Annotated in this window: 15 protein-coding genes, 1 tRNA gene and 1 other RNA gene; 13 read left to right on the forward strand and 4 right to left on the reverse strand. The window is 61.0% G+C overall.

Annotated features, from left to right (window positions below; genetic code table 11):
- Positions 1-19 precede the first annotated feature (19 nt).
- Positions 20-92, forward strand: a tRNA-His gene (locus FZX09_RS06160).
- Positions 93-96: 4 nt separating this feature from the next.
- Here FZX09_RS06160 and FZX09_RS06165 read toward each other — a convergent pair.
- Both FZX09_RS06165 and FZX09_RS06170 read right to left on the reverse strand, forming a co-directional pair.
- The gene (locus FZX09_RS06165; protein WP_226401185.1) at positions 97-1,179 is read right to left on the reverse strand and encodes a DUF1611 domain-containing protein; all 1,083 of its coding nucleotides are present in this window, start codon (positions 1,177-1,179) and stop codon (positions 97-99) included.
- On the reverse strand, positions 1,176-2,267 hold the full coding sequence (locus FZX09_RS06170) for a dipeptide epimerase (protein WP_226401646.1): 1,092 nt from the start codon (positions 2,265-2,267) through the stop codon (positions 1,176-1,178). The genes FZX09_RS06165 and FZX09_RS06170 overlap by 4 nt, the downstream gene beginning before the upstream one ends.
- A 74-nt stretch (positions 2,268-2,341) precedes the next feature.
- Here FZX09_RS06170 and miaB point away from each other — a divergent pair, with 74 nt between their 5' ends.
- The 5 genes from miaB to ftsZ all read left to right on the forward strand — a co-directional run bounded on the left by miaB (position 2,342) and on the right by ftsZ (position 7,334).
- Entirely contained in the window at positions 2,342-3,736 is a 1,395-nt protein-coding gene (gene miaB / locus FZX09_RS06175; RefSeq protein WP_226401187.1) for a tRNA (N6-isopentenyl adenosine(37)-C2)-methylthiotransferase MiaB, read from the forward strand.
- A 51-nt stretch (positions 3,737-3,787) separates the two neighbouring features.
- Entirely contained in the window at positions 3,788-4,840 is a 1,053-nt protein-coding gene (locus FZX09_RS06180) for a D-alanine--D-alanine ligase family protein (protein WP_226401189.1), read from the forward strand.
- 23 nt (positions 4,841-4,863) lie between these two features.
- The gene (locus FZX09_RS06185) at positions 4,864-5,274 is read left to right on the forward strand and encodes a hypothetical protein (protein ID WP_226401191.1); all 411 of its coding nucleotides are present in this window, start codon (positions 4,864-4,866) and stop codon (positions 5,272-5,274) included.
- Positions 5,262-6,107: a cell division protein FtsQ/DivIB gene (locus FZX09_RS06190; protein ID WP_226401193.1), complete on the forward strand. Its 846-nt coding sequence runs from the start codon at positions 5,262-5,264 to the stop codon at positions 6,105-6,107. Before FZX09_RS06185 ends, FZX09_RS06190 begins: the two co-directional genes overlap by 13 nt.
- Before the next feature lie 117 nt (positions 6,108-6,224).
- Entirely contained in the window at positions 6,225-7,334 is a 1,110-nt protein-coding gene (gene ftsZ / locus FZX09_RS06195; RefSeq protein ID WP_226401195.1) for a cell division protein FtsZ, read from the forward strand.
- Positions 7,335-7,375: 41 nt separating this feature from the next.
- On the opposite strand, the gene ffs is transcribed toward ftsZ, so the two are convergent.
- Positions 7,376-7,473, reverse strand: an RNA gene (ffs, locus tag FZX09_RS06200) — signal recognition particle sRNA small type.
- A gap of 43 nt (positions 7,474-7,516) precedes the next feature.
- On the opposite strand from ffs, the gene panB reads away from it, so the two are divergent.
- Together panB and FZX09_RS06210 are read left to right on the forward strand one after the other, a co-directional pair.
- Positions 7,517-8,326 (forward strand): 3-methyl-2-oxobutanoate hydroxymethyltransferase, encoded by an 810-nt coding sequence (gene panB, locus FZX09_RS06205; protein WP_226401197.1) that lies wholly within the window; start codon positions 7,517-7,519, stop codon positions 8,324-8,326.
- A gap of 195 nt (positions 8,327-8,521) precedes the next feature.
- A complete protein-coding gene (locus FZX09_RS06210; protein WP_226401199.1) occupies positions 8,522-8,668 on the forward strand; it encodes a hypothetical protein in 147 nt (48 codons plus the stop codon).
- Positions 8,669-9,071: 403 nt separating this feature from the next.
- Here FZX09_RS06210 and hemW read toward each other — a convergent pair whose 3' ends face one another.
- Entirely contained in the window at positions 9,072-10,274 is a 1,203-nt protein-coding gene (gene hemW / locus FZX09_RS06215; RefSeq protein WP_226401201.1) for a radical SAM family heme chaperone HemW, read from the reverse strand.
- Positions 10,275-10,313: 39 nt separating this feature from the next.
- Between hemW and FZX09_RS06220 the strand changes: the two genes are divergently transcribed.
- From FZX09_RS06220 to cbiB, 5 genes are all read left to right on the forward strand, one after another.
- Positions 10,314-11,471, forward strand: a complete 1,158-nt coding sequence (locus FZX09_RS06220; RefSeq protein WP_226401203.1) for a PIN/TRAM domain-containing protein — start codon at positions 10,314-10,316, stop codon at positions 11,469-11,471.
- 24 nt (positions 11,472-11,495) lie between these two features.
- A complete protein-coding gene (locus FZX09_RS06225; RefSeq protein ID WP_226401208.1) occupies positions 11,496-12,164 on the forward strand; it encodes an ATP-dependent Clp protease proteolytic subunit in 669 nt (222 codons plus the stop codon).
- A gap of 53 nt (positions 12,165-12,217) precedes the next feature.
- The gene (locus FZX09_RS06230) at positions 12,218-12,820 is read left to right on the forward strand and encodes an ATP-dependent Clp protease proteolytic subunit (RefSeq protein ID WP_226401210.1); all 603 of its coding nucleotides are present in this window, start codon (positions 12,218-12,220) and stop codon (positions 12,818-12,820) included.
- A 62-nt stretch (positions 12,821-12,882) separates the two neighbouring features.
- Positions 12,883-13,878, forward strand: coding sequence for a ketol-acid reductoisomerase (ilvC, locus tag FZX09_RS06235; protein ID WP_226401212.1), 996 nt, complete (start codon positions 12,883-12,885; stop codon positions 13,876-13,878).
- Positions 13,879-13,997: 119 nt separating this feature from the next.
- Entirely contained in the window at positions 13,998-15,017 is a 1,020-nt protein-coding gene (gene cbiB, locus FZX09_RS06240) for an adenosylcobinamide-phosphate synthase CbiB (protein WP_226401214.1), read from the forward strand.
- The last annotated feature ends 1 nt before the right edge of the window (position 15,018 follow it).

The raw sequence follows: 15,018 nt of genomic DNA on the forward strand, positions 1-15,018 counted from the left end.
GTAGATTCTGACGGACGCGGCGGGCGTCGCCAAGTGGTTAAGGCAGCGGCTTGTGGCGCCGCTATTCGGGGGTTCGAATCCCCTCGCTCGCCCTTCTCAACAATCCAGTAGGGCTCCGAGGAGAGGTTCAGCACCCCAGCGGATGGGATCCGTGCAGGCCAAACCCAGCATTTGTTCGACGCGCTCCACCTCCTCCCGAGCCTGAGCTTCATCGAGGCGTGCGGTGTTGAGCGCGACAGCGGCCACCTTGGCAGGCTCAGCTGTCCCACCGGGTCGAGCCCAGCTTGCCAGGATTTCGGTTGTGGCCACCAAGGACTCAAGGCTTGGAAGGGGAATCTGAGGCAGCCGATCAATGGTCTGCTGGCCAGCCCGATGAACGAGCAAAAGGGCCGTCGGCTGGGTGCCCCGCAACAGGGGCAAGTTGGCCGTTGAGGCCGGATGGCAGAGCGACCCCTGCCCCTCCACCAGCACGAGGCCCTGCTCCGGCAAAGCATCCGCCGCCCGAAGCACTGCTGCCTCCACCGCACCGGCGGCGTAATCGACGCGAACCGCATCCAGGGCGACCCCTTCCCCGCTGATCAGGATTCCTGCCTGTCCTGTCCCCACAAAGCGCGCGGGAATGCCGGTGCTCTGGGCCGCCTCGAGCAAAGAAAGGCATGCGCTCATCTTGCCGACAGCCATATCGGTGCCAACGGCCAGAAGGCGCCGACAGGGGAGCGCTGCGGCGCGTGCCTGGCCAACGTTGAGTCCTTCCGGCTCCTTGCGCAGATCCCAGATCCAACGGTCGCGCCAGCAGGCTTCCGCTAGCTCGGGATCATCGGCCAGGCGGGTGTGGAGGCCGCTGGCGAGGTGCAGGCCTGCGCGCAACGCTGCCAAGACGTCGTGGCGGACAGGATCAGGCAGCCGCCCCCCCGAGGGAGCCAGGCCGACCACCGCGACCTCAGGCTTGTACGGCAGAGCCGAAGCCAAATCGGCAACCACTGGCACGTCACGATCGATGCCGGTGACATGTTGAAGAGATTGGCCCGCATGGTCGGGATCGATCACCGCGACGATCGGTCCGGCACGGTGGCGGAGCATGGCCAGACCAGTCTTGCCGGTGAGGCTGGCCAAACCGCCGTGTTGAAGCAGCACCAACCGCATCTCCCGAAATCCCGGCGGCGCCTGAATGCCGTTCATAACGCTGCTGTGCCTCCTGCCTGGCGGATCCCCAATCCAGCCATCGCCGAAGGTCGCAGACGATCGTCTTTCAACTTAAGGCCAACAAAGGGGTCATCCACCAAGTTGAGGTGGCTGTCGAGATCCGGCCAACGAATCAAAGGCAACATCTGTGCCGCTGCACCGTTCAACAATGAGCTGTCGGAGTAGCAACCCACCATCAGATCCAGCCCCTTCTTCTGCGCCACATGAGCCATCAGCAGGGCCTGACTGAGCCCCCCGGTCTTCAGCAGCTTGAGATTCACGCCATCCACCACCGGAGCCAGGCGCAGCAGATCCTCCAGATCCCAGCAACTTTCATCCGCCACCAAGGCCATTGGACAGTGAGGGTGAAGCGCCGCGAATCCCGCTGTGTCCTGCGTGGGATCCAGATCGGGAGCCAGGGGCTGCTCAAGCAGCACCACCTGATGTACGGCCAGGGCCTCAAGCATTCGCCTGGTCTGATCCAAGGTCCATCCGCCGTTGGCATCCACCTGTAGTTCGACCGCCACACCCTGCCGCTGGGATCGATCCGTGATGGCTTGGGCCACAGCCTTCAACAGGCTGAGGTCGTGATCCAACCCGTCGGGGCTGCCCAGCTTGAGCTTCACCCGCGTCGCCGGCAGCTGCGTCCACCAGCGTTCGAGACGATCCAACACGGCATCCTCAGAAGCCAGGCCCAGGGTGATGCTGGTGGCCACACCCTCGGCTGGATCCAACCCCCAGAGCCGCCATAGCGGATGGCCAAGCCGTTGCCCGTACCAGTCCCACAAGGCCAGGTCGATGGCACAACGGGCCGGGGGGCTGAGGGCGTTCAGCAAGGGCTCGAACCGTTGCGGATGGTTGGGATCCAAAGCCTCAAGTTGCGGCAAAAGCGCCAGCAGCTCTTGTTCCACAGCCTCCAGGGCAAAGGCACGGTGGCCGGTCTCAAATCCACCGGCCTCGCCGCGGCCGACCAGCCCATCACGTTCCACCCTGAGCTCCAACCGCACCACGTCAGCTGTGGTGCCCCGGCTTATCGTGAGGGGCACGGCCTTGGTGAGCGAAAACCGTGTGAGGGCCCAGCCCATCGCCATCCGGCCGTCAATCTCCAAACTGACACAACACCGCTGTGACTCACACTGGGAGGGCTTGAGCCAGAGATTTGGTCGCCTCCGCCCCCCTCGCCACTGACGCCGCTGCCAATCCTCGACGGGGTAGTTACTGGATCACCACGTTCGGCTGCCAGATGAACAAGGCGGATTCCGAACGGATGGCGGGAATCCTTGAGGCCATGGGCTACCAGGAGGCATCAGCCGAACTGGATGCCGATCTAGTGCTCTACAACACCTGCACCATCAGGGACAACGCCGAGCAGAAGGTTTACAGCTATCTCGGCAGACAAGCCCAGAGGAAACGCAGCAACCCCAATCTCACCCTGGTGGTGGCGGGCTGTGTTGCCCAGCAGGAAGGCGAATCACTGCTCCGGCGGGTGCCGGAGCTGGATCTGGTGATGGGTCCACAGCACGCCAACCGTCTTGAAACCCTGCTGCTGCAGGTGGACAGCGGTCAGCAGGTGGTCGCCACCGAAGACCACCACATCCTTGAAGACATCACCACGGCCCGCCGAGACAGCAGCATCTGCGGCTGGGTGAACGTGATCTATGGCTGCAACGAACGTTGCACCTACTGCGTGGTGCCCTCCGTGCGCGGCAAAGAACAATCACGCCTGCCCCAGGCGATCAAGCTGGAAATGGAGGGCCTTGCTGCCCAGGGCTACAAGGAAATCACCCTGCTCGGCCAGAACATTGATGCCTACGGCCGTGATCTACCGGGCATCACGCCGGAGGGTCGCCGCCAACACACCCTCACGGATTTGCTCCATCACGTGCACGACGTGGAGGGCATTGAACGAATCCGTTTTGCCACCAGCCACCCGCGCTACTTCACCGAGCGGCTGATCGATGCCTGTGCCGACCTGCCCAAGCTCTGTGAACACTTCCACATTCCTTTTCAGAGCGGGGACAACGACGTGTTGCAAGCCATGGCCCGGGGCTACACCGTTGAGCGCTACCGGCGGATCATCGACCGCATCCGTGAGCGCATGCCCGATGCCTCCCTCAGTGCCGATGTGATCGTTGCCTTCCCCGGCGAAACCGATGCGCAGTACCGCCGCACCCTCGATCTGATCGAAGAAATAGGCTTCGATCAGGTGAACACAGCGGCCTATTCACCTCGGCCCAATACCCCTGCAGCCAATTGGGACAACCAGCTGCCGGAGGAGGTGAAGGTGGAACGCCTGCGCGAAATCAATGCCCTGGTGGAACGCTGCGCCCGCAAGGCCAATGCCCGCTACGAGGGGCGCACTGAAGAAGTGCTGGCGGAGGGCATCAATCCCAAGGACCCATCGCAGCTGATGGGACGAACCCGCACCAATCGCCTGACCTTCTTCAGCTTCACCGGAGCGGATGGCCATGCCTACGACGCCGGCGATCTCGTGCAGGTGCGCATCGATGCGGTGCGTTCCTTTTCACTCAGCGGCAGCCCCCTGCCCCACTAAGTACAACGCTGATACCTTTGGCGCTCCCACCGCTCAGGGGTCGAAGCATTCATGCCGTCCAGTCCCATCACGGTCGGGCTCGTCTTTGGAGGCCGCTCTGGAGAACATGACGTGTCGATCAGATCTGCGGCGACCGTCGTCCGAGGCCTACGCAAAGGAAACAACAGAGATCGTTACACGGTGCAGCCAATCTACATCGACCGTGATGGTCGCTGGTGGGGAACGGATCTATCCGAGGCGACCCTGGCCTCCGAAACCGCACCAGAGCTCGCACCACCTCTGCACCCCTCAGGATTCCAAGGTTTCCCGGAGGGATGTGATGCGGTCGATCTCTGGTATCCGGTGCTGCATGGTCCCAATGGAGAGGACGGAACCATTCAGGGGTTGTTCCAGCTGACCGGCAAACCCTTCGTAGGCGCCGGTGTGCTCGGCTCAGCCGTCAGCATGGACAAGCAGGCTATGAAATCTGCCTTCTCCAGCGCCGGGCTGTCACAGGTGCCCTATGTGGCCCTTCACGCGTCCGAACTCGAAGACGCGAACAGCCGATCGGCACTCTTGGATCGGATTGAACGCGAACTGAACTACCCCTGCTTTGTGAAGCCCGCCAATCTCGGTTCGTCGGTGGGCATCAGCAAGGTCCGTTCCCGTCACGAACTGGAAGCAGGCCTCAAGCAGGCAGCAGCTCTCGATCCAAGGCTGGTGGTGGAGCAGGGCGTCAACGCCAGAGAGGTGGAATGCGCCGTCCTGGGGGGACGCATGCTCGAGGCGTCGGTGATCGGTGAGGTTCGTTTTGATGCGGACTGGTACGACTACGAGACGAAATACACCGCAGGGCGCAGCACCACGTTGATTCCAGCTCCCATACCGGATGAAGTGGCTGACCGGATCCGCGCCCAGGCCTTGCAGGCCTGCTCTGCCGTGGGCGTCAACGGCATGGGACGGGTGGATTTCTTCTACGACGACGTCAACGATCAGCTCTGGATCAACGAAATCAACACCCTGCCTGGTTTCACTGCCCAGAGCATGTTCCCGATGCTCTGGGAGGTCAGCGGCGTAACACTCGAACAGTTGGTGCACAAACTGATCCAAACCGCAGGAGAATGATCACAGCGTCCTTCGCCTAACCCATGAGCCACGGACTGCTCTGGTTTCCTTTGCTACTGGCCTTTGTGCTGCTGGCCTCGCTCGGATGGCTGGAACGGCGGCGCCAAAACCTGTTTCGTGCCTGGGCCGAAGGCTCCGAACTCGCCAAGCTCGACGGTTGTGGTGGTGCCCGTCTGAAAGATGGTGAACTGCAATGGAGCCGCTTCGAAGCGGGCAGTTTTCAGGATCAGGGCTCGTTTGATGTCTGCAGGCTTGAGCTTGTGGAACTGATGTCGCTGGCATCCGGTGATGCGCCGCTCACCGATGAATCCCAGGGGCAATGTCGGCTACGCCTCATCGGTAAGGACCTGCAGATGGATGTGCCCTTCTCTGATGCCGACCGCGCGCGCAGCTGGGGTGAGCAGCTGATGGCACGGGCCCGATGCGACCTGTGAGCCGGGTCTCGACCACCAACAAACCCTCCCAACGGCCGGTTTCCGCTCAGGCCGCCCGGCGCCGGGACTTACGCAGGCAGCGCCGCCAGACCCTGTTGCTTCAGCTCTGGCGGTTCGTGGCCTTGCTGCTTATCAGTGGAGGATTCAGTTGGACCCTGTTGCGCCATGGCTGGACGCTGCGGAGCCCGGAGGCGATCATCCTGACCGGAGGTGCTGCCATTGAGACCAATCAGGTCATCGAGGCCGCCAAGCTGCGCTTTCCCTCACCTCTCCTGGAGGTCAGTCCCAGGGCTCTTGAACAAAAACTGGTGAAGGTCTTACCGGTTCGTAGCGCTCAAGTGCAGCGCCGAATGCTGCCTGCTCGCCTGATCATCAGCCTGAAGCCCAAGATTCCCGTCGCAAAGGCGGTGCGTCAGGGGCCTACTGGAAGGGAACGCGGACTGCTGAACGCCGAAGGAGAGTGGATCACCCTGAGCGACGCAGTACCAGAACCGCTCACGAACATCATGGTGCGCGGTTGGAACGACCAGCAGCGCGCTCAGATCGTTGCACTGCTGCAACAACGGGATCGTTTCGAGGGAAGGCTGAAAGCCATCGTGCTTCACCCCGACGGCAATATCAGTCTGATCACCACTGAACTGGGTCAGATTGATCTGGGTGGCGAACCAACCCTTCTGAACGCCCAAATCGAGACGATCGTCCACCTCAACAAGACGTTGCCGAAGCACCTGCGCCAGGGCCATCAGAGCAGCCTTGATCTCAGCAATCCGGACCGACCGGAACTGCAACTGCCGGCGCCACCCACGCCCAAAAAGGTCAAAACGCAACCCTGAATGCAGAGGATTGAAAATCTGGAGACCACAACCTCAGTTCCTGGTTTGTGATCTGTTGAAGCCGAGACCAGGCTTCAGGGACATAATGCATCGCAACCACACGGTTCTGCCTCGACGATGGAGATGGTGAGCGGCTCAGGGTCTTACACGGCAGCGGGAATCCAGCCCAGCCAATCCGCCCGCATCGAGGTCATCGGCGTTGGCGGCGGTGGCAGCAATGCCGTCAACCGCATGATCCTCAGTGACCTTGAGGGGGTGGGCTATCGCGTTCTCAACACCGATGCGCAGGCCCTAATCCAATCGCAAGCCCAGCAACGCCTGCAGTTGGGGCAGACCCTGACCCGCGGGCTTGGCGCCGGCGGCAATCCGACCATCGGCCAGAAAGCAGCCGAGGAATCCCGTACTGATCTGCACGACGCACTGCAGGGCTCCGATCTTGTGTTCATTGCCGCTGGTATGGGCGGTGGAACGGGTACTGGTGCCGCTCCAGTGGTGGCCGAAGTCGCCCGTGAAGTCGGTGCTCTCACCGTCGGCATCGTGACTAAGCCGTTCGGCTTTGAGGGCCGTCGTCGCATGCGTCAGGCCGACGAAGGCATCGCCCGTTTGGCGGAACACGTGGATACTCTGATCGTGATCCCCAACGACCGCCTGCGTGATGCCATCGGCGGAGCTCCGCTTCAGGAAGCCTTCCGCAGTGCGGACGACGTCCTGCGCATGGGCGTCAAAGGCATCAGTGACATCATCACCTGCCCTGGCCTGGTGAACGTTGACTTTGCGGACGTTCGCTCCGTGATGACAGAAGCAGGAACAGCACTGCTGGGCATCGGCATCGGTTCCGGTCGCTCCCGAGCTGTGGAAGCAGCCCAGGCTGCGATCGCCAGTCCACTACTGGAAACCGAGCGAATCGATGGCGCGAAGGGCTGTGTGATCAACATCAGTGGCGGCAAGGACATGACCTTGGAGGACATGACCACTGCTTCCGAGGTGATTTACGACGTTGTCGACCCCGAAGCAAACATCATCGTGGGAGCTGTTGTGGATGAGGCGCTCGAAGGCGAGATTCACGTCACGGTGATCGCCACAGGATTCGAAAACAAGCAGCCTTACCGCAGCGAGCGCAGCCGCTCTGTGCCAGGAATGTTGAATCGTAGGGAACCCGAAGAGAACGGCGCCCGCATTCCTGAATTCCTGCGTCGCCGTCAACAACAGGACAACGGCACGGTATGAGAGCCCCGTCAGGCCTTCTGGTCTGACGGCTGCTTCGAAGGTGGTGACCCGGAACCCACGCCTGCCCTGAGCATCCCGTGTGGCTGCTCCCTTCCGGTCCTGACCAGATTTGGGCGTCAGAGCCGCATAGGCCCGAATCGGCTAAATGCTAGCAATGAGCCTCCAAGGGGTTCTGAAGCTGAATGCGTCCTTCTGATCTAACCCACTTCAAGCAGAAGGGCCAACCCATTGCCGTCCTCACCGCTTGGGACAGCCTCTCTGCGGCCCTGGCCGAAGCCGCCGGTGCCGATGTGCTGCTGATCGGTGATTCGCTGGCGATGGTGGCGCTGGGCCATGCCACAACCCTGCCGGTAAGCCTGGACCAGATGCTCCATCACACCCAGGCGGTTGCACGGGGATTGACCGCCCTGCCCGCCGATCAGCCCCTGTTGGTCTGCGACCTGCCCTTTCTTAGCTACCAGTGCGGTGAAGACCTCGCCGTGGCGGCTGCAGGACGCCTGCTGAAGGAGTCCAGTGCCGCAGCGGTGAAATTGGAGGGAGCTGAACCGGAGGTCGTCGCCGTGATCGACCGACTGGTGCGCATGGGCATTCCTGTGATGGGGCATCTGGGCCTCACCCCCCAGGCCGTGCATCGTTTGGGTTACCGCCGCCAGGCCACGGACGCCATCAGCCAGGAACGTCTGATCGAGCAGGCGTGCGCCCTTGAGCAGAAGGGCTGCTTCTCCTTGGTGCTGGAACATGTTCCATCTGAGCTGGCGTGCCGTGTGCAGCAGGCCCTGACCATCCCGGTGATCGGCATCGGTGCAGGTGATGGCTGCGACGGCCAAGTGCGTGTCACGGCAGACCTACTGGGGCTCACCGCCAAACAACCTCCCTTCAGCCCAGCGCTGGTGGATGGCCGCCGATTGTTCATCGACGCGTTGAAGGGTTGGGTCAATCAGACCCGGAACCACACTCCTCCCACCAAAGGGGGGAAAACCCAAGCCGATTAGAACTTGAATCACAGCCCTAAAAGCGCCACAGGGCTGTGTGTGATGCGAAGCCTGCAAAGGAATGGCTGGGTTTTGAGTGACGACAACGGTCATCCGTACCTCCGTCGTCTGCTCTCGATTTTCAAAAAAGCTGCAACCAGACCGTTGGACGATCTCCGGTTCTGAGGGGTTCCGGAGATTTCTATTTGCTTCCCTATGGATCAAGCTGAGATCAACGACTGGACATCGATCGCCGAGAGCATGGAAGCCAAGGTCGATACCGAGAGCTGGTTCTACTTTCGTGCTCGTGCAATTGCTGACGGGAAGCCTGATCTCATGCCCAACATTTCAGTTGTTGGCTGACCCTGCTTGATCTGCTCGATAACAGGGATGGGGGTCGGCCATCGAGCCTTTGCTCGACTGTCTCAAGCGTTTAGGGAGATGCTGGCGAGGGAACCCGCGAACATTCCATCTCCCAAGCGTTTGCAGTGGTGCTAGCGCCTAGGCCATCCTCACAGCCAACTTGAGAAAATCTGGCTAAGCATTAACGCCTAATTTAGATGCAACTGATACCTGGTGAGGGCCCGTCCGTCAGCCATGATGGAACTGAAGGCAGTGGTGCCTTCGATGCGTCGTTTGGGGGTGGGCTGAGGGGCCTACCTCTTTTTTTGGGATTTCGGGCGAATTCATTCACATTTCCGACCCAGCCAGCCATACAGGTCGCAAGGTCGTTGCATTCCGAGCCAAACGCAACAGCAACCTCCGATCAATCAGATCGCTTGGTGTGACTGGTTTGGTCTTCTAAAGCCTCTTCCCACCACAGAATCACCTCAATCAGCACCTGATTGCTGAGGGCCATGCCCTCGGGGTCGGAGAGGCACCAACGGCCTGCTCGCTGCTGCAGCCATCCACGCTCAACGAACGGTTGCCATCGGCGCACGAGTGCATCGGCATCAAGACCTTGAAGGGGCACTCCTTCTCGGCGCCGCAGACCCACCAGCAATTGATCATCCAATGGGAGACCAGCCTCCGCGATGGATTCCTCAGGAGGGCTGTCCAGCCATGCCGCATAGGCAGCGCGGGTACGGGGTCGCGCCATGCGCACCCCCCAGGGTGCTGATGTCGCTCCCATGCCAAATCCCCACCAACCGGCACCGCTCCAATACACCCGGTTGTGACGGGAGGCATGACCTGGTCGGGCGTGGTTTGAAATCTCGTAACGGCTAAGGCCGGCAGCCGCCAGCCGTTGCGATGTTCGCCCCATCAGCGCTACGGCAAGGTCGTCCTCCGGCAGCTTCAACAGTCCAAGAGAGCGTTGGTGGTCAAACACAGTGCCGGGTTCCACCGAAAGGTCGTAGATCGAGAGATGGGGGGCCTGAGTGGCAAGGGCCTGATCCAACTGCGCATCCCACCCAGCCAGAGTCTGGCCCGGGAGGTTCTGGATGAGATCGAGACTCCAGGATCGGAGCGCGCCATCGCGCCTGGCCTGAACCAGCCAATCAATCGCCGCATGGAGGTCGGTGTGGCGGTGCCGACGCCCCAGCTGTTCGAGCACCGCGTCATCAAAGCTCTGGCCCCCGAGGCTGATGCGATTCACTCCATGGGCCAGTACGGAGGCCAATTGAGCGGAATCAAAGGTGGCCGGATCCATCTCCAGGGTGATTTCCGCACCCGGTTGAAGACCAAATTTGTCTGCCAAAGCATCGAGCAGTGATCCGATCTGATCAGGGCACAACAGGGATGGCGTGCCCCCGCCGATATAGACCGTGGATAGGGGCGGACCGCTTGGGGCAGAAGCGATTTCCCGATGCAGCAGGCTCAGGTACTCACGGATCGAGCGACTGCCAGGCCCATGGTCAGCCTGGGCTTGGTCCCCCAGGGGAACAACGGCGAAATCGCAGTAATAACAGCGCCGGTGGCAGAAGGGAATGTGGAGGTAGGCGCTGCGAGGTGGGATGGGATAAGGCATGCTTCTGGCATCCGGATCGAGCTGCCACGACCTGAACCCATGGTGGATCCGCTCATCCTGCTTCTTTTTGTGGTTTCCGGTGCAGCTGCCGGCTGGATGGGGATTCACTTGCTGCCCGATGGGCTGGTGAGTGCAAACACCAATGCTGAACAGTTACGTCTCCAGCTCAGCGGAGCTGGCGGTGGCGTTGGCTTGATCGCAGGCCTGGTGTTCAAAAAGCTGCGGGTGCGCCTAATGCAACAGGTGCGCACCATGCCCACCGATCTACTGGTGAGCCGCGCTGTCGGCCTGATCCTGGGACTGCTGGTGGCCAACCTGCTGCTGCTGCCCGTTCTGCTGCTGCCCTTCTCCGGGGGAATTGTTCTGCTCAAACCCCTTCTGGCGGTTGTGAGCAACGTCTTTTTCGGAATTCTGGGAAGCAACCTGGCAGAAGTTCACGGCCGTACGCTGCTGCGCCTGTTCAATCCCGCCAGCACTGAAGCGCTGCTGGTGGCCGATGGGGTGCTGACCCCCGCCACAGCCAAGATTTTGGACACCAGCGTGATCATCGATGGCCGGATCCGCGGCATGCTCGCCTGCGGCTTGCTGGAAGGGCAGGTGATCGTTGCCGAATCGGTGATCGATGAGATGCAACAGCTGTCGGACTCCACCAACATCGAAAAGCGAGCAAAGGGCCGACGTGGCCTGAAGCTGCTGAAGGATCTGCGGGAAACCTACGGGCGGCGGTTGGTGATCAACAGCACGCGTTACGACGGCAAGGGAACGGACGACCGACTGCTGCAGCTTGCATCTGACACCTGTGGCACGCTTGTGACCGCAGACTTCAACCTGGCGCAGGTGGCTCAGGTCAAAGACCTGAAGGTGATGAATCTGAGTGAGCTGGTGATCGCGTTGCGGCCTGAAGTGCAACCCGGCGACGAGCTCAAACTCAAGATCGTGCGTGAAGGCAAGGAGGAAAGCCAGGGGGTCGGCTACCTCGACGACGGAACGATGGTGGTGGTCAACGAGGCGAAATCGCTGATCGGCCAACGCAAACCTGTAGTGGTGACCGGTGCCCTGCAAACCCCAACCGGGCGCATGGTGTTTGCACGGTTGGACGAGAAGGATGCATCAATCGACACCAAGCCTGCAACGAAATCGAAAAGTCAGGGAAAACCGGCCAAAACCAGCAACCGCAAGCCCGCTGACCCCGGCTAGGCTCGCCCCACCGCGATGGTGGAGATGACAACTTCGGCCCCGTACTACGGCGACAGCGCCGTGATGCGCACACCACCTCCCGACCTTCCCTCACTCCTGCTTAAGGAGCGGATCGTCTATCTGGGCTTGCCCTTGTTCTCTGACGACGACGCCAAGCGTCAGATGGGCATCGACGTGACTGAGCTGATCATTGCTCAGCTGCTTTATCTGGAATTCGACAACCCAGAGAAGCCGATTTACTTCTACATCAACTCCACAGGCACGAGCTGGTACTCGGGTGAAGCGATCGGCTTCGAGACCGAAGCCTTTGCCATCTGTGACACCCTCCGCTACGTGAAGCCCCCGGTGCACACCATCTGTATCGGCCAGGCTATGGGTACGGCCGCTGTGATCCTTTCCGCAGGAACGAAAGGTCAACGAGCCGCTCTCCCCAACTCCTCCATCGTTCTGCATCAGCCCCGCAGCGGTGCCCGCGGCCAGGCGACGGACATCCAAATCCGGGCCAAAGAAGTGCTTCACAACAAGCAAGCGATGCTTGAAATCCTTTCCACCAACACAGGACGGTCTGTGGAAGAGCTGAGCAACGACTCCGACCGGATGAGCTATTTGACTCCCCAGCAAGCCGTTGAGTACGGACTCATCGACCGCGTGCTCAGTAGCCGCAAAGACCTTCCTGGAAATCCCCCCGTCTGATTGACGGCATCAGATCCAACCCTCCTCCACTTCTTACATCCACGTTCTGAACCATGCCGATCGGTACCCCCAGCGTTCCCTACCGCCTGCCAGGCAGCCAGATGGAGCGCTGGGTCGACATCTACACACGTCTCGGGGTGGAACGGATTCTCTTCCTCGGCTCTGAGGTCAATGACGGCATCGCCAACAGCTTGGTGGCCCAGATGCTGTATCTCGACTCGGAAGACAGCACCAAGCCGATTTACCTGTACATCAACTCCCCTGGTGGCTCTGTCACGGCGGGCCTAGCGATCTACGACACTATCCAGTACGTCAAAAGCGAGGTTGTCACCATCTGCGTTGGCCTCGCCGCATCCATGGGTGCCTTCCTTCTAGCCGCTGGCACCAAGGGGAAACGGGTTGCCTTGCCCCACAGCCGAATCATGATCCACCAGCCCCTCGGCGGCACCAGCCGTCGCCAGGCCAGTGATATCGAAATCGAGGCAAGGGAGATCCTGCGGATGAAAGAGATGCTCAACCGCTCCCTGTCGGACATGAGTGGCCAGAGCTTCGAGAAGATAGAGAAGGACACCGACAGGGACTACTTCCTCAGTGCCGAAGAAGCCAAGGAATACGGCTTGATCGACCGCGTCATCTCCCATCCGAACGAGGCCTGAACCGAACGGGGCAGGCCACTGCGTAAGCTCGTCCACTGCAGTGTTCCGCAAGCCCGCCCCGGATGGCCCAGCTCTTCTACGACTCCGACGCCGATCTCGGTCTGCTGAACGGCAAGACCGTGGCCATCATTGGTTATGGCTCCCAGGGTCATGCCCACGCTCTGAACCTGAAGGATTCAGGGGTGAACGTGGTGGTGGGTCTCTACGACGGCAGCCGCTCAGCGGAGAAAGCCAAGGCCGATGGTCTTGAAGTGCTGAGCGTGGCCGATGCCTCGGCCAAGGCTGACTGGATCATGGTCTTGCTGCCCGACGAGTTCCAGAAGGACGTCTACGAGAAGGAAATCGCACCTCACCTGAGTGCAGGCAAGGTGCTCAGCTTCGCCCACGGCTTCAACATCCGCTTCGAGCTAATCAAGCCTCCGGCTGATGTGGATGTGGTGATGATCGCCCCGAAGGGCCCAGGCCACACCGTGCGTTGGGAATATCAGAACGGTCAGGGCGTGCCTGCATTGTTCGCCATCGAACAGGACGCCTCCGGCAACGCACGCGGCATGGCCATGGCCTACGCCAAGGGAATCGGCGGCACCCGTGCCGGCATCCTGGAGACTAACTTCAAGGAGGAGACCGAAACCGATCTGTTCGGTGAGCAGGCTGTGTTGTGTGGCGGTCTGTCAGAACTCGTGAAGGCTGGTTTCGAGACCCTGGTGGAAGCGGGTTACCAGCCCGAACTGGCTTACTTCGAGTGCATGCACGAGGTGAAGCTGATTGTGGATCTGATGGTGAAAGGAGGACTCACCTCCATGCGCGATTCGATCTCCAATACCGCGGAGTACGGCGATTACGTCAGCGGCCCCCGTCTGATCACCGCCGACACCAAGGCCGAGATGAAGCGTGTTCTGGCTGACATCCAGGACGGCACATTCGCCAAAAACTTCGTGGCCGAATGCGAAGCCGGCAAGCCCGAAATGAAGAAGGTGCGTGATCGTGACTCTCAGCATCCGATCGAGAAAGTGGGCAAAGGCCTGCGCTCGATGTTCAGCTGGCTGAAAGACGCCTGATCCACCGCAAGCGCGGAACAGCCGGTGGGATCAAACACCATCACTCACCGCACCCCCCGCTCTGTTACACGATCGGTGCAGAGCGGGGCTTTTTGTTGGTTCCTAGCAACACACCTCCCATGACCTCAGAAACGGTGGGAGGCCTGCTGGTGCTTGGGGCAGCACTGCTGGATCAGTTGATTGGTGACCCGCGCCGGATGCTCCACCCAGTGGTGGTGATGGGGTGGAGCATCCGCCAGTTGCGCCATTGGGTCGAGCCATGGACGGGAGACCATCCGATGAAGCTGCGGATTGGGGGAGGCCTGATCACCCTGATCCTGGTGCTTGGCAGCGCCCTGACGGGCTGGTGTCTGGAGCGGCTGCTGTGGCTTCCCTCCCCATGGCATTGGAGTGCCATCCCCGTGATGGCACTGAGCCTCGCCAGCACCCTGGCGGCCCGCAGCCTGAGGGACAGCGTGCTGGCGGTGATAGATGATTTGCCATCAGCGGCGGGAGGAAACCTCGAGTCGGCCCGCAGGAACTTGAGCTGGATCGTCGGACGAGACGTTCAGAGCTTGGATCGAGAGGGACTGCTCAGGGCCGCAGCCGAAACAGCTTCGGAAAATGCTGTGGATGGCGTGTTCGCACCTCTGTTCTGGATGGGGATCGGTGCGCTGCTCTGGATGGTCATGCCCTCTGGACCTGGCCCACTGGCCCTGGCCTGGGGCTTCAAGGCAAGTAGCACGCTGGATTCCATGCTCGGGTACCGCACCGGTCGTCTGCGCTGGTTAGGAACAGCCGGCGCACGCCTCGATGATCTGCTCACCTGGCTGCCCTGTCGTCTGGTCATGCTGACGCTGCCTTTGGTCTGCCCTCCCTGGACGCAGTGGGCGCTACGTGTGCAAGCTGCAGAACAAGATGGGGCTGCAGATCCATCACCCAATGCAGGGCGTTCGGAAGCGATCTACGCACACTGCATCGGGATCCAACTCGGCGGCGAAAACAAGTATGGAGAGCGCTTGGTTCAGAAACCGGTGCTTGGGGCTGGCCAACCAACCGCAAACGTGGCTTCGGTCAGAGCTATTCTGAAGGCATCAAGCCGGCTGGAGATCGTCTGGCTGAGTGCTCTTTGGATCATCCAGTGGGGAATCACCCGTTGAA

It is taken from the genome of Synechococcus sp. MU1643 (assembly GCF_020514095.1).
Taxonomy (GTDB): domain Bacteria; phylum Cyanobacteriota; class Cyanobacteriia; order PCC-6307; family Cyanobiaceae; genus Parasynechococcus.

Coding starts and splice junctions, on each gene's coding strand:
- FZX09_RS06220 (WP_226401203.1), top strand. CDS start 10,314: ATGGTGGATCCGCTCATCCTGCTTCTTTTTGTGGTTTCCGGTGCAGCT.
- FZX09_RS06230 (WP_226401210.1), top strand. CDS start 12,218: ATGCCGATCGGTACCCCCAGCGTTCCCTACCGCCTGCCAGGCAGCCAG.
- cbiB (WP_226401214.1), top strand. CDS start 13,998: ATGACCTCAGAAACGGTGGGAGGCCTGCTGGTGCTTGGGGCAGCACTG.
- FZX09_RS06190 (WP_226401193.1), top strand. CDS start 5,262: ATGCGACCTGTGAGCCGGGTCTCGACCACCAACAAACCCTCCCAACGG.
- FZX09_RS06225 (WP_226401208.1), top strand. CDS start 11,496: ATGACAACTTCGGCCCCGTACTACGGCGACAGCGCCGTGATGCGCACA.
- hemW (WP_226401201.1), bottom strand. CDS start 10,274: ATGCCTTATCCCATCCCACCTCGCAGCGCCTACCTCCACATTCCCTTC.
- FZX09_RS06180 (WP_226401189.1), top strand. CDS start 3,788: ATGCCGTCCAGTCCCATCACGGTCGGGCTCGTCTTTGGAGGCCGCTCT.
- FZX09_RS06165 (WP_226401185.1), bottom strand. CDS start 1,179: ATGAACGGCATTCAGGCGCCGCCGGGATTTCGGGAGATGCGGTTGGTG.
- FZX09_RS06185 (WP_226401191.1), top strand. CDS start 4,864: ATGAGCCACGGACTGCTCTGGTTTCCTTTGCTACTGGCCTTTGTGCTG.
- ftsZ (WP_226401195.1), top strand. CDS start 6,225: ATGGAGATGGTGAGCGGCTCAGGGTCTTACACGGCAGCGGGAATCCAG.
- FZX09_RS06170 (WP_226401646.1), bottom strand. CDS start 2,267: ATGGGCTGGGCCCTCACACGGTTTTCGCTCACCAAGGCCGTGCCCCTC.
- ilvC (WP_226401212.1), top strand. CDS start 12,883: ATGGCCCAGCTCTTCTACGACTCCGACGCCGATCTCGGTCTGCTGAAC.
- panB (WP_226401197.1), top strand. CDS start 7,517: ATGCGTCCTTCTGATCTAACCCACTTCAAGCAGAAGGGCCAACCCATT.
- FZX09_RS06210 (WP_226401199.1), top strand. CDS start 8,522: ATGGATCAAGCTGAGATCAACGACTGGACATCGATCGCCGAGAGCATG.